The organism is Jannaschia sp. M317 (genome assembly GCF_025141175.1).
Classification (GTDB): domain Bacteria; phylum Pseudomonadota; class Alphaproteobacteria; order Rhodobacterales; family Rhodobacteraceae; genus Jannaschia.
Genome location: NZ_CP081160.1, coordinates 23694 through 37552 on the forward strand (window position 1 = coordinate 23694; position 13859 = coordinate 37552).

13 protein-coding genes are annotated in these 13859 nt (G+C 65.6%); 10 read left to right on the forward strand and 3 right to left on the reverse strand.

Annotated features, from left to right (window positions below; translation table 11 throughout):
* Positions 1–126: 126 nt before the first annotated feature.
* Positions 127–918, reverse strand: coding sequence for a methyltransferase, TIGR04325 family (locus K3551_RS19685; protein ID WP_259920488.1), 792 nt, complete (start codon positions 916–918; stop codon positions 127–129).
* A complete protein-coding gene (locus tag K3551_RS19690; protein ID WP_259920491.1) occupies positions 915–2366 on the reverse strand; it encodes an oligosaccharide flippase family protein in 1452 nt (483 codons plus the stop codon). The genes K3551_RS19685 and K3551_RS19690 overlap by 4 nt, the downstream gene beginning before the upstream one ends.
* A gap of 329 nt (positions 2367–2695) precedes the next feature.
* Here K3551_RS19690 and K3551_RS19695 point away from each other — a divergent pair, with 329 nt between their 5' ends.
* The 5 genes from K3551_RS19695 to K3551_RS19715 all read left to right on the forward strand — a co-directional run bounded on the left by K3551_RS19695 (position 2696) and on the right by K3551_RS19715 (position 7842).
* Positions 2696–3397, forward strand: a complete 702-nt coding sequence (locus tag K3551_RS19695) for a sugar transferase (RefSeq protein ID WP_259920493.1) — start codon at positions 2696–2698, stop codon at positions 3395–3397.
* A gap of 33 nt (positions 3398–3430) precedes the next feature.
* Complete coding sequence (locus K3551_RS19700; protein WP_259920495.1) at positions 3431–4321, forward strand: glycosyltransferase family 2 protein; 891 nt, start codon at positions 3431–3433, stop codon at positions 4319–4321.
* A gap of 3 nt (positions 4322–4324) precedes the next feature.
* Positions 4325–5533, forward strand: a complete 1209-nt coding sequence (locus tag K3551_RS19705; RefSeq protein WP_259920497.1) for a glycosyltransferase family 4 protein — start codon at positions 4325–4327, stop codon at positions 5531–5533.
* A complete protein-coding gene (locus K3551_RS19710) occupies positions 5530–6609 on the forward strand; it encodes an acyltransferase (protein ID WP_259920499.1) in 1080 nt (359 codons plus the stop codon). The genes K3551_RS19705 and K3551_RS19710 overlap by 4 nt, the downstream gene beginning before the upstream one ends.
* A 207-nt stretch (positions 6610–6816) precedes the next feature.
* Positions 6817–7842, forward strand: a complete 1026-nt coding sequence (locus tag K3551_RS19715) for a TRAP transporter substrate-binding protein (RefSeq protein ID WP_259920501.1) — start codon at positions 6817–6819, stop codon at positions 7840–7842.
* 241 nt (positions 7843–8083) lie between these two features.
* On the opposite strand, the gene K3551_RS19720 is transcribed toward K3551_RS19715, so the two are convergent.
* Positions 8084–8734 carry a GntR family transcriptional regulator gene (locus K3551_RS19720; RefSeq protein WP_259920502.1) on the reverse strand — a complete coding sequence of 217 codons (651 nt, stop codon included), beginning with the start codon at positions 8732–8734 and terminating at the stop codon, positions 8084–8086.
* A gap of 126 nt (positions 8735–8860) precedes the next feature.
* Between K3551_RS19720 and K3551_RS19725 the strand changes: the two genes are divergently transcribed.
* The 5 genes from K3551_RS19725 (at position 8861) to K3551_RS19745 (ending at position 13784) form a co-directional block, all read left to right on the forward strand.
* The gene (locus K3551_RS19725; RefSeq protein WP_259920503.1) at positions 8861–10093 is read left to right on the forward strand and encodes an ABC transporter substrate-binding protein; all 1233 of its coding nucleotides are present in this window, start codon (positions 8861–8863) and stop codon (positions 10091–10093) included.
* 76 nt (positions 10094–10169) lie between these two features.
* Entirely contained in the window at positions 10170–11039 is an 870-nt protein-coding gene (locus tag K3551_RS19730; RefSeq protein WP_259920504.1) for a carbohydrate ABC transporter permease, read from the forward strand.
* Positions 11036–11866: a carbohydrate ABC transporter permease gene (locus K3551_RS19735; RefSeq protein WP_259920506.1), complete on the forward strand. Its 831-nt coding sequence runs from the start codon at positions 11036–11038 to the stop codon at positions 11864–11866. Before K3551_RS19730 ends, K3551_RS19735 begins: the two co-directional genes overlap by 4 nt.
* On the forward strand, positions 11863–12591 hold the full coding sequence (locus K3551_RS19740) for an SDR family NAD(P)-dependent oxidoreductase (RefSeq protein ID WP_259920510.1): 729 nt from the start codon (positions 11863–11865) through the stop codon (positions 12589–12591). Before K3551_RS19735 ends, K3551_RS19740 begins: the two co-directional genes overlap by 4 nt.
* Entirely contained in the window at positions 12588–13784 is a 1197-nt protein-coding gene (locus tag K3551_RS19745; protein ID WP_259920402.1) for a mandelate racemase/muconate lactonizing enzyme family protein, read from the forward strand. Before K3551_RS19740 ends, K3551_RS19745 begins: the two co-directional genes overlap by 4 nt.
* Positions 13785–13859: the final 75 nt, after the last annotated feature.

The window sequence follows — 13859 nt, forward strand, 5'->3', positions numbered from 1 at the left end:
CAATAGCAGCCCCCGCAGCTGTCGGGGGACTGATACAGACAGATTCATCCGTACGGGGTCACGCTATGCGCGGAATTTGGCCTAAATAGGCCGAAGCTGGGTAATTCTGAGGGGCGCGCGCCCGGCTCAGCGGTCCTGCGTCAGGGCAAAGCCCCAGCTTTCGCTGCGCCCGAGTTGCGGATGCGTCGGGATGACGTGGCCCAGATCGTGGATCTGCCAGCGGTCGGCGATACGATAACCCAGGGCCGCCAGTTCCGCCTCGAAGGTATCGCGGCTGCGGATCTGATAGGGGACGCGGGTGGGGCCGATGCGTTCGGCGGTAAAGACGGCGGGACCGTCGCGCAACGCGACCTTGTTCAGGATGACATGGGCGGGCGGCACCGGCAGCGCCTGCAGCAATGCCGCCAGCGGCAGGTCCAGATATTGCAGCAAGCCCGAGGCCAGCAGGATGTCGGTCGCGGGCAGGTCCGCGATATCGTCGACAAAGCCCACCTCGGCGGGGACCACGCCTTCGGCCTGGCGGGCACGGGCGGCGGTGACGATGCCGGGCATATCGTAGACGGTCCAGCGCGCCGCGCCGAGGTCCAGCACCTCGCGGAAGGCCATGAACTTGGTGCCCATGTGCCCGCCCGCATCCAGTACCCGCCCGCCCCCGGCCAGCCACCGGTCCAGCCACAGGATCACGGGGTAATCCCAGACCTCTCTGCGGCACATCTGGGGAAAAGACACCTCGGCCACGCCGGGATCGTCATAGCCCTTGACCTCGGAGGCATCGAGCGCGGCCAGAACGCCCGCGCGATCCGGCCAGGCCCCGGCAAAGCGGGGCGGGCGACCGACGCCCGCGCGCGCCATGGCGGCACGGGTGCCGTCGCGCCCCTGTTTCAGGATGGATTTGATCGTGGATTTCAGGGCGGTCATCGGGCCGGTGCCTCCTTGCGGCGGGTGCCGATCAATTGCTCGACCACGCTGGGCGCCATCAGCGCCAGCGCCGCGCCATAGGCTGCGACGGCGATCAGCCCGGACAGCACCGCCTGCGCCAGCGGCGGCACCAGGGTCTGAAGGGTCAGGATATAATCGCTGGCCACCAGGGTTCCGATGCCCACGCCCAGCGGGCCGACCAGATCCCGCAGGCTGCCCAGAAAGGCCGCGGGGGTCACCCCGGCAAAGCGGTCGAACAGGCGCAGCGTCACGACCAGCAGGATCACCGCGGTGACCAATTGCGCGCCCGCCACCGCCAGCAGGCCAAAGGGCACCGCGACCAGCGTGGTCGCCACCGTCGTCACCAGCATGATCATCGACAGGCGCGGCAACTCGCGGGACTGGCCGGTCAGCGACAGCAAGGGCTCGGTCGCGATGCCGTAGGTGCCCAACAGCCGCGCCAGGGCCAACATCGCCACCAGGGGCACCGCCGGCAGCCATTCCGAATCCAGCAGGCCGCTGATCAGAATGTCGCTGGTGGCGATCAGCCAGACAAAGAGAGGCGCCGAAATGACGGTCAGCAACCGCAGGAAGGTCAGCAGCTGCGCGCGCACGCGGGTGTCGGCCTGCGCCGCCCCTTCGCCGTCGCGCGCCTCCTTGAAGAGAGCCCAGCCCAGCAGCTGACCGGGCACCGCGATGACCTCGGCCACAGCACCGACCAGCCGTTCCGCCACGCGGTAATAGCCGACGCCCGCGGGCCCGAGCGCGCCGCCGATGATGAAGGTCGCGGCATAAAGGCGGATGTTGGCCAGCATCCGGCTGGTAAAGAAGTGGTGTGAAAAGGTCCAAAGTTCGCGCACCATCGCGCCTTCGAACCCGAACGCGGGCAATTTGCGCGTCACCAGCAGGCTGATCGACAGATGCGTGACCTGATAGGCCAACCGCCCGAAGGCGATCGACAACACGCCCCAGCCCGCCAGCAGCGTCGACAGCGACACGGCAAGGCCGACCAATTCGCCCAGGATTTCCGACAAGGCCGACAGCCGCAGCCGCTTCATCCAGATCATCACGCCCTTTTGGGCCGACGATATGGTGGCCAGGGTGACCCAGACGCTGAACAGCTGCATCAGGACGACGGTATCGGCGGACATGCCCCACCACTGCGCGCCATATGACCCGGCAAAGCCCAGGATCCCGAACACAAAGCCGCAGACGATGGCCATGGTCAGGACCTGACGGGGCACCAGATCGTCGCCCGCCCAACACATTATATATGGGGCCCATCCGACCTCGGAGGCGCGCAACAGCAGAATCGCGCAGGCCGAGACCAGGGCATAGGTGCCAAAATCAGCCGGACCCAGCATGCGTGCGGCCACGATGAAGACCGTGAACTGACAAATTTGCGCCACGATTCGCTCTGCGGCGGTCATCGCACCGGCGCCAAGCATGCGATTTGCCTTAGTTTTCGAATCGTTCACGGCTGACCTTACGTCAAGTTGATCTGCCGAAATCCGACAGATCTTGAGAGAATTCCAAGGTCGGAGTAGCAAAACCCCGATTCGGTCCCGTTCTCCTAGGGTGCCATTTACGCATTTGGCAACAGTAGCAGGAATTCCGGACTGTTATCGCCTATCAGACGTCAATGACTGGTTCCTTTGGCGAAACAGACAGTCAGCAAGATTGAATCTCAATTTGGCAAGAATTTGGCGTAAAAAAGTCATGGGTGGTGTGGCGTTTTGTAAATCGGGGAGGGACCGGATCGGGTCCCTAGTTTTAAATGTACTCTGACTCTTTCTCGACCGTCGCCGAGCGCGATCACGCCAAACCCGAAGCCGCCCAGCCGCGCGGTGCTTCGGTGTCTGCTCAGATTTCCGACTTCGGCAAGGTCTGGTTCGACCGCGCCTTTGTTGCCGCGGCCCTGCTGATGCTGCTGCCGCTTTTCCTGGTCGTGTCGGCCCTGATCCTGATTGCAGACGGGCGTCCGATCTTCTTTGGGCATATGCGCACCGGCCGCAACGGCCGTCAGTTCAAGTGCTGGAAGTTCCGCACCATGGTCCGCGACGCCGAGGCGCGCCTGCAGGACGTGCTCGACAGCGACCCGGAGCGTCGGGCCGAATGGCTCGAAAGCCACAAGCTGGCCCAGGACCCGCGCATCCTGCCCTTTGGTGGCCTGCTGCGGAAACTGTCCATCGACGAGCTGCCGCAGCTTTGGAACGTCCTGATGGGTGAGATGTCGCTGGTCGGCCCGCGCCCCGTCACCAAGGACGAGCTGATCCGCTACGGCAAGGGTGCCAGCGCCTACAAGAAGGTTCGCCCCGGCATCACCGGCCAGTGGCAGGTCTCGGGCCGCAGCTCCGTCGGCTTCGAAGAGCGGGTGGCCATGGATGTGGACTACGTCGAAAAGCAAAGCTTCCTGGGTGACCTGAAGATCGTTGCAAAGACGCCCAAGGCCGTCATCAAACGCGACGGGGCCTGCTAGACGCCCGATCCGGTGTCCCCTAGGTCTTTGGGCGTGTCCCAGAACCTTGCCCCCCCCGTCTTCATCGCGATTGCCTCCGCCGGACGCGGGGGCATCGTCCACGACACCCTGCGTCACACCGCATCGCTGACCGACCGGCCCGATGGCATCATTTTATGCCTGCCCGACGATCAGCCCGCCGACGCAGACGCCCCCGACCTGCCTGACGGCGTGCGCGTCCTGACCTCCCCCCGGGGTCTGTGCGCGCAACGCAACACGGTGATCGAGGCCGCGCCGAAGGAGGCGATCGTGCTTTATCTCGACGACGATTTCCTGCTGGGCGACGGCTCCGTCTCGGCGCTGAGACAGCTTTTCGCCAACCAGCCCGAGGTGGTCATGGCCACCGGGCGTGTCGTGGCCGACGGCATCGGCGGCCCCGGCTTCGACCATGCGCGGGGTCAGGTGGAACTGGCGGGCGCGCCTGCCCGCACCGATGGCCGCGCGGTGCCGACCTACAACGCCTATGGCTGCAACATGGCGGTGCGCGTGGCCCCGGCCATCGACCACGGCCTGCGGTTCGACACCCGCCTGCCGATGTATGGCTGGCTGGAGGATGTGGACTTTTCGCGCCAGATGGCCCGCTTTGGCGAGATCCTGAAACTCGACACCCTTTACGGCGTGCACCTTGGCACCAAAAAAGGCCGGTCGCGCGGCGTGCCGCTGGGGTATTCGCAAATCGCGAACCCCGTGTACCTGATCCGCAAGGGCACCATGGCCCCGCGCCGGGCCCTGCGCCTGATGGCGCGCAACATGGCCGCCAATACCGCCAAGATCCTGCGCCCCGAGGCCTGGATCGACCGGCCAGGCCGTCTGCGGGGCAACCTGATGGCCCTGGGCGATCTGGTGCGCGGACGGCTTGACCCGACCCGCGTGCGGGACCTGTAGATCGTGCGGATCGTCATCATCAACGACGCCGGGGTGGCGCGCGGCGGGGCCACCGGCCTGGCCCTGCTCAGCGCGCGCCTGTTTGCCGCGCAGGGCCACGACGTGACCTATCTGTGCGGCGATACCGGCGACGACGGCACCCTGGCCGGGCTGGGCGTGACCGTTCTGCCCATGGGCGGCGCGGGTCTGCTGAAACGGTCCAGGGCATCGGCCCTGCGCGATGGTCTCTATGATGCGGCAATGCGCGACAAGGTGGCCGCCGCGATCCGCGACATCGACACCGCCCAGACGGTCTATCACCTGCATGGCTGGGCACAGATCCTGTCGCCGTCGATCTTTGACGCGCTCGCCCCGGTCGCGGCGCGCACCTATGTCCATGCGCACGATTTCTTTCTGGCCTGCCCGAACGGCTCCTACTTCGATTTCAAGGCGGGCCAGACCTGCGGCCGCCGACCGCTGTCGGCGGCCTGCCTGACAACCAACTGCGACCGCCGCAGTTACCCGCAAAAGCTGTGGCGCGCCCTACGCCAGGCCCACATCCGCAAGGGGGCCCATGGCCGCAGTTGGGCCGGCATTCTCAACCTGCATCCCGGCATGACCGAGGGTCTGATCCGTGGTGGCGTCGATCCCGCGACACTGATCACCGTGCGCAACCCGGCGGAACGGATCACGACCACCCGTGTCGAGGCCGAGACCAATCGCGGCCTTGTCTTCATCGGACGCACCTACACCGGCAAGGGCGCGGGGCTGCTGTGCCGCGCGGCCCGGATCGCCGGGTTGCCGCTGCGCATCGTCGGCGCCGTCGATGATCGCCCCGATCTGGTCGCAGCCCATCCCGAGGTGGATTTCACCGGCTGGGTCGATCGCAGCGAGATCGCCGCGTCCATTTCCGACCGCCGCATTCTGGTGATGCCGTCCCGCTTTCCCGAGCCCTTTGGCCTGGTCGCCCCCGAAGGCGCGCTCAGCGGGTTGCCGGTCGCGGTGTCGGACGTCGCCCTGCTGGCGGGGGACGTGGAGGCTGCGGGGGTGGGCCTGGCCGTCGACGTCACCTCGCCTGAAACCCTGGCCGATGGGCTGCGCGCCCTGCATGACCGCCCCGACGACGAGATCCGCGCCATGAGCCTGCGCGGCTTTGCCGGGGCCGAAGGCGTGACGCAAACACCCGAGGCCTGGGCCGAGCAGCTTCTGGACCTGTACAGGGCGGCGGTATGACGGCCGCCGCGCCCAGCCGGTACGACGCCATCGACGGGCTGCGCGCGATCGCGATACTCTGGGTGGCGGTGTACCACTATGCGGTGTTCTGGTCCCCGGCCGGGCGCGGGCTGGACCTGGTGCCCTATGGCGCGGCGCTGTCCTGGATTCCGCTGGCCGAGGTGGGGGGCCTGGGCGTGTCGCTGTTCTTCATCGTCTCGGGATTTGTCATCACCTTCAGCCTGCAACGCAGCGGCAGCGTCCTCGCGTTCCTTGCCCTGCGCCTGCTGCGGCTTTGGCCGACGCTGCTGCTGTGCGGGTCGCTGACATTCGTCGTGACCCTGTGGCTGGGGCCCCCGCCCCTGATGCGCAGCATGCTGGAGTTCGTGATTTCCATGGCGTTCCTGCCACCGGAACACGTGGGCCGCGCCCTGGGTCTGGGGCCTCTGGAATGGCTGGACGGGGCCTATTGGTCGCTTTGGGTCGAGGTGCGTTTCTACGCGATTGCCGCGCTGCTCTACTTTGGGACGCGGGGGCATTTCCTGGCGGGGTGGGCCGTGTTCATGGCCATCGGCACCTTGCTGCATGTCAAGCTGCTGCCGCCGGATCATCCGCTGCTGGGGCTGCTGTTCACCGACTACCACCCGTTCTTTACCATCGGCATCGCGCTGGCGGCCTTTCGGATGGATGTGCCGCGCCGCGTCGCCGGGTTCCTGCTGATCAGCGGGCTGGTGCAGGCCTATCTTTATGCGGCGAATGATCTGGCCTACGCTTTGGGACTGACCATCGTCTGCGCCTTGGCGATCACCGCTGCCCTGTCTCCGCGTGCCGTGCCGTTTCTGTCGGCGGCCCCCCTGGCGCGGATCGGGCGCGCGTCCTACGCGTATTACCTGCTGCATCAGAACCTTGGGCTGGCCCTGCTGGCCACCGTGGGTCTGAGCTTTGGTGTGTCCGGGGCGATCGTGGCCATGCTGGTCATTCAACTGGCGCTGCTGGCGTTGTCGATCGGCCTGACAGAGCGGTTGGAGGCCCCGGTCCGCCACCGGTTGCGCGCCGTCGTGATGCGGTGGACACACAGGCCCGCGCCCGCTGCCTGATACCCGGTTTCTGCGGTTCTCCGCAGGAGCCGATGCGCGGATGGCCCTACCTCCGCAGGTCCGCCCCTCTCAAAGATAGGAGCGTGACGCGCCGCCCGCCCAACCAAACGGGACGGCGCAGGTTGCACACCATTTGGGATCCCCCGGGCCGGTCGAGGAGGGCCACCCGGACCACGGATCCCCGGATTTGACCCGCCGGAGGATATCATGCGGACACTTAAGACACCCCTGACGGGACTTGCTGCCGCCGCCCTTGCGGCGACCGCCGCGATGGCCGACGGCCATGCCACGACCACCCTGCGGGTGCAGTCGTTGTTTCCGCAGGAATCGCCCTCGGGCCAGCTTGCGCAGCAGTTCGTCGACAATGTCGAACGCATGTCCGGCGGCGAGATCGACATCGAGATCTTCTATTCCTCCGCCGTCGTCAAATCGGTCGAAACCTTTGACGCCGCCGTCTCGGGCATTCTGGACTGCGACATGACGGGGGCCAGCTATCAGACCTCCAAGAACCCGGCGTTCCAGTTCATCGGCGACATCATGGGCGGCTATGACACGCCGTATCAGCAGCTGAGCTGGCTGTATTACGGCGGTGGCATGGACGCGGCGCAGGAGCTGTTCCACGCCTACGACATGCACCTGGTCGGCTGGTGGGTGCCGGGGCAGGAAAGCCTGTCGTCGTCGCGCCCGCTGCGCAACGTCGAAGATTTCAAGAACTGGAAGTTCCGGTCGCCCCCCGGCATGGAAACCAAGATCTTCGAAAAGCTGGGCGCCTCGCCCATCGTAATGGATTTCACCGAGGTCTTTACCGCGCTGGAGACGGGCATCATCGACGGGGCCGACGCCGCCGGGATCGCGACCAACGTGTCACTGGGGCTGTTCGACATCGTGGAACATGCGACCTTCCCCGGTTTTCATTCCATGCCGTCCGATCACCTGGCCTGCAACAAGGCCGTCTGGGACGGGCTGCCCGACGACCACCGCGCCATCATCGAGATCGCGATGGAAAGCCTGGCGCTGCGCACCGCGCTGACCTTCGAGAAGGTGAACGCCGAGGCCGCCGCCGAACTGGCCGCCAAGGGCATCAGCATCTACAACTGGACCGCCGAAGACCGCGCCGAGTTCCGCGCCGTCGCCCAGGAAACCTGGCACGAATTCGCCACCACGCCCGAGGCCAAGGCCCTGGTCGAAAGTCATCTGGGGTATCTGCGCCAATTGGGCCTGACCAGCGAGTAACACCGGCCGCGGGGGCAACCCCGCGCGCCACGCCATCCTGACAGATCGTGGGCCCGGACCTCCCGCCGTCCCACATCTCTCCCAAAAGCATCTGTCTGGATCTGGATGCCCGGCCGCAAGGCCGGGCATCTGACGTTTCTGGACCATGGTCCGCAATCCGCGGCCCGCGGGGTCAGATGTCCCATTCGATTACATAACCTGAATTATGTTATGGATCGACACGGGCGCGCGCGCCCCGGCATCACGACGGGCGCAGACGGCGGAGTTGTTGATACATCTGGTCACCCGCCCCGGCGACGTGTTTTTCGATACAGGCGACAGCGCCCTCGACGTCGTTGGCGCGGAACGCGGCGAGCAATTCGGCGTGTTCCTGTAACAGTTCGCGGTGGCGCGACCGGGTCAGCGGGACCGTGGCGGCCAGGGCGTTCAGGGACCGGCGCTGCAATTCCCAGATGGCAGAGGCGCGGCGGTTGTAGTGGCTACGCGCGACGACCGCGTGAAAGGCTTTGTCCAACGCCGCGAAGGCCGGTTTGTTGGTCGGATCGGTTTCGATCATCTGGGCTTGCAACATCTCCATCTCATCCAGGTCCTGCGGGCGGCAGGACTGTGCGAAATCGCGGACAAGATAGGGTTCCAGCAGTTGCAGAACCTCGAATATCTCAAGGATCACATCAGCGTCGAGCGTGCTGACCGTGGCGCCCTTGTTGCGCGTGATCTCGACCAGTCCTTCGCCTTGCAGGGTGCGCAGCGCCTCGCGCACGGGAATGATCGAGGTGCCATAGCGTTTCGCCAGTTCCTGCACCTTGAGCCGGGAACCGCTGGGGTAAGTGCCATTGCCGATATCGTCGATGATCCGGGCGTGTAGGTCGTGGTCGGGTGCGCTGTCCGGCACTGGCGTTTCCTCCGTCGGGGACCGCAGGATAGGCTCTGAACTGTATATTATCAACTTTGAATACCGATTGACGGCTGCCAGATAATATACTATCCCTATTTCAACATATATCCTAGGGAGGACATTATGCCCCATTTCAACATTCGCACGCTTGGCCTGGCGACAGCCGCCCTGGCGCTTGGCACCGTGGCGCAGGCGCAATCGGTGACGCTGGACGTCACTGCATGGAAAGGCAACGAGACAGAGCCCGCGGGCCTGCCCGAACTGATCGAGGCCTTTGAGGCCGCGCATCCCGATATCGACGTGGAACTGTCCTACATCAGCCGTCTGGACACCGATGTCGTGCTGCCCCCGCGCCTGCAGGGCGGCAATGCGCCGGACGTGATGATGACCGATATGCCCCTGGTCAAGATCTGGGGCGGCGCCGGTCTGCTGGCCGATCTGGGCACCTCGTCGGATTGGTACACCCGGCTGGAACCGGGGCTGGTCCCGTCGGTGACCTCGGGCGATGCCACCTACATCATGCCGCTGGAAGTCATCGGCATGGGCAATTTCGTCAACATGGGCCTGCTGAACTCCGTGGGCATCGACGAGGCGCCCACCACGCTCGACGCGCTGAAGGCCGCCTGCGGCGCGCTGGACGCGGCGGGCATCAAGCCGATGGTCTTTACCGGCGGCTTTTCGGCCCCGCTGTTCACCATCGCCAACGGGCTGGAGGCCTCGGAGGCGGCGGCCGCCGATCTGGGCGCGGGCGACGCGACCTTTGCCGAGAACGCAGGCTTTGGCGGCGCCATCGACGAGATCCGCGCCCTGATCGACGCCAAATGCGTCGACCCCGATGCGCAGGCCGGTCTGGACCCCTGGTCGTCGGCTTTGTCAGAATTCAAAGCCGGCAACTTTGCCATGATGCCCCAGGGGGCCTGGAACATCGCCGATTTCTCCTCGGTCGAGGGGCTGGACTTTGCCTTTGCGCCGATCCCGTCGGGCAAGGCGTCGGGCGTGGCGCTGGACCTGTTCGGCATCGGCTGGTCGATCAGCGCGGGGTCCGAGAACATGGACGCGGCGAAAACCTTTATCGAGTTCTTTGCCGAGGAGGCAAACCTGCAGGTCATGCTGGACGCCGAAAGCGCCTATAGCCCCTTTCAGGGCGGCGCATCGGGCATGCCGGACCTGGCCGCGCCCTATGATCAGTCGCGCATCGATGGCGGCGTGATCATGTATCCCTTTGCGGTCCTCGACTGGCCCAAGCCCCTGGAAGCAGAGATCTGGGACAGCCTGACCGGCTTTCTGCTGAACACCGACCGGTCCAACGAGGACGTGTTGGAACGCTGGGACGAAGCGGTCGAAGACACGCTGTAAGCTCTCCTCCCGCGACCCCTGCCGCGCGTCTGTGCGGCGGGGATTCGTTTTCCCCACCCCACCCCGGAGCCGACTGATGCGCGACCCCCGTAGCTTCTACATGCTGACCGTGCCCGCGTTGTTGTTCATCGGGGCGTTCTTTCTCTACCCGATCGCGCTTTCGGTGCAGATGAGCTTTACCGATTTCAGCGGCGTGGGCGATGCGGATTTCGTGGGCCTGAAGAACTACGACCGCTTCGTCAGCCGGGATCGGTATCTGAATTCGGTCTGGGTGACGGTCAAGTTCACCTTTGTCGTCGTCACCGTCCAGACCCTGCTGGGCCTGATCTTCGCCTTTCTGCTGCACCGCATGCCCGCGATCCGCAATTTCTGCCGGGCGGTTCTGTTCACGCCCGCGATGATGTCCTTCGTCATCGTCGGCTACATCTGGCAGTTCATCTATGCGCCCTATTCCGGCGGGCTCAACGCCCTGTTGGAGGCGGTGGGCCTGGGCGGGCTGTCCCGTGGCTGGCTGGGCGACCCGGACACCGCGCTTTATGCCATCGCGCTGACCCATGTGTGGATGTTCGTGGGCTACACCACCGCGATCTTTCTGGTGGGCTTTGCCAACATCCCCCGCGACATCGAAGAGGCGGGCCGCCTGGACGGCGCGAAATCCCTGCAACGGTTCTGGTATCTGGAACTGCCGCTGCTGGCGCCCTCGATCACCATCAACGTGATCCTGTCGACGGTCGGCACGCTCAAGACCTTCGAGCTGCCGTTCATCATGACACGCGGCGGGCCGGACCGGGCCACCAACACCCTGTCGCTGGAAATCGTGAACAACCTGTTCGGCAGCTACAAGTTCGGCTTTGCCAGCGCGCTGTCGATCATCATGCTGGTGATCGTGGTCGTCGTCGCCGTGGTCCAGAACACCTATCTCAAGCGTCGGGAGAACAACCAATGAGCCCCGCTGTCCGCGCGATTTCGTGGAAACTGGCGCAGGCGCTGGTCGTGGTCGTCGTCATCGCGATGCTGATGCCGGTGATCTACATGCTGGCCATGTCGTTTCGCACCGCCGAGGAAATCACAGCCCAGCCGCTGGGCCTGCCCACGCAGCTTTACCTCGGCAACTACGCCCGCGCGATCGAAGGCATGGGCTACCTGCGGTCGGTCGTCAATTCGCTGGGCATCACCCTGTCGGTGACGGTTCTGGTGGCTTTCCTCGGGTCGATGGCGGCCTATCCGCTGGCGCGGCGCGCCAACCGTTTCACCAAGATCGTCCTGCTGATCGTGGCGCTTGGCCTGGCCACGCCGCCCTTTGTGACGATCACGCCGATCTACGTCATCTTCCGCAACATGGGCCTGCTGGACAGCTATCTGGGCATCATCATCGCCTTCACCGCGCTGAACCTGCCGCTGGCCGTGTTCTTTTATACCGGCTTTATCGGGGCCATCCCGAAAGAGCTGGAAGAAGCCGCGCGTCTCGACAATTGCGGCCCGTGGAAGATCTATTGGTACATCATCCGCCCCCTGCTGGGCCCGGCCACGGCGACGCTGTCGCTGTTCGTGACGCTGATGGTGTGGAACGATTTCACCTATCCGCTGCTGCTGCTGACCACGCCCGAAAAGTTCACCGTGATGATTTCCGTCTACCGCTTCGTGGGCAACCTGAACATCCAGCCTGACATGCTGTTCCCGGCGGCTGTCCTGGGGTCGCTGCCGCTCTTGCTGCTGTTCGTGGCGTTCCAGCGCCGGATCGTGTCGGGCGTCACGGCGGGGGCGGTGAAATGACCGATCTGTCGGGACGTCACATCCTGGTCACCGGCGCGGGCGCGGGCATCGGTCTGGGCATCCTGCGCCAGTGCCGCGCCGCCGGGGCCCGCGTCACCGGCTTCGACAATCGCGCAGAAGCCCGCGCCGGCATCCAGGCCGAGGGCGCGACCTTTGCCCAGGTCGATGTGGGCGACGCCCCCGCGTTGGCCGCCGCCGTCGCCGCGCTCGGCCCGCTGGACGGGATCGTCAACAACGCCGGCATCACCATCCAGACCCCGTTCGAGAACATGCCCGTCGCCGACATGGATCTGCTGTGGCGGGTCAATCAGCGCGCGCCGATGATCGTGGTTCAGGCCGCCCTGCCCGCGATGCCGCGCGGGGCCGCCATCGTCAACGTCGCCTCGAACCACGCCCGCGCCTCGGATCAGGGCTACGAGGCCTATGCCGGAACCAAGGGTGCCCTGACCGCAATGACCCGCGCCATGGCCTGGAGCCTGGGGCCCCGCGGCATCCGCGTCAACGCGCTGGCCCCCGGCCTGACCATGACCGAGGCCGTCACCAAGATCGCGAAGGAACAAGACTGCATGGATCTCTTCAATTCCTGGCATGCCACCGGCCATGTCAGCACCGTCGACGAAGTCGGCGCCGCCGCCGCCTGGCTGCTGTCGGATGCCGCCGCCGCCCTGACCGGCGCAGAGATTCTGGCAGATCAGGGCATGTCCGCCCGTCTGGGGGCCCTATGACCGCCACCGCCCTCGCCGCGCCGACCCTTGCCCGCGCCGTTCCCATCATTTCTGCCGTGACGCCCATCGCCGCCTGGATCGGCGGGCGCAATCAACTGCTGGTCAAGATCGAAACCGAAGACGGCCTTTACGGGTGGGGTGAAAGCGGGCTGTCGGGCCGCGAACAGGCCGTGATCGGCGCGATCGAACATTTCGCCCCCCTGCTGATAGGCACCGATGCCACCCAGACGGGCGCGATCTGGCAACGGCTCTACCGGTCGCAATACTTCGAAGGGGGGCGCGTGCTGACCGCTGCGATATCCGCCATCGACATCGCGCTGCACGACATCAAGGGCAAGGCGCTCGGCGTGCCGGTCCATGCCCTGCTGGGCGGCAAGCAGCGGGACGTGGTGGGCACCTTTGCCTCCTGCCCCTCGACCGATTTCGCCCGCGCCCGCGCCCATGCCCGCGACCTTTATGACCGGGGCTGGCGCTGCATCCGCGTGTTCCCCGATTTCTCGGACATGGAGACGTTCGACCCCCGCGCCCATATCGCGCAGACGGCCAAGCTCTGCCGCGAAGTGCGCGCCGACCTTGGCGAAGAGGTCGTGCTGGGCATCGACTGGCACCACCGGCTGTCCGTGGCCGAGGCCGCGTCTTTCTGTCAGAAGATGCCGTCCGGCACGCTCGATTTCATCGAGGAACCGATCCGCGACGAAACGCCGGAGGCCTATGAGGCGCTGCGCCGTCTGACCGATGTGCCCTTTGCCGTGGGCGAGGAATTCGCATCGAAATGGCAGTTCCTGCCGTTCATCGAACGCGACATCCACCAGTTCAACCGCATTGACCTGTGCAACGTCGGCGGCCTGACCGAGGCGATGAAGGTCGCCGCCATGTCCGAGGCGCATTACGTCGACATGATGCCACACAATCCGCTGGGCCCGATCTGCACCGCCGCCAGCGTGCATTTCTCGGCTGCCGTGCCGAATTTCGCCTGGCTGGAGGTTCAGGCGATTGCCGACGGGCCCTATGGGGTCAAGGCCGTGAACGACCCCTTCGTGGTGAAGCCCGCGCTCGACGGAACAGTCTATCCGGTCCCCGACGGCCCCGGCCTGGGCATCGAGATCGACGACTCCATCCTGGCCGCCTGCCCGTTCCGCCCCTGGCAGGCCCCGCTGCTGACGCGGCCCGACGGATCGGTGACGAACTGGTAAAACCGACAGGGCGGCGTTCACCAACCGTTAAGGTTAACGCGCCGCCCTGGTCTTCTTCTCGGCAAAAATACTCAA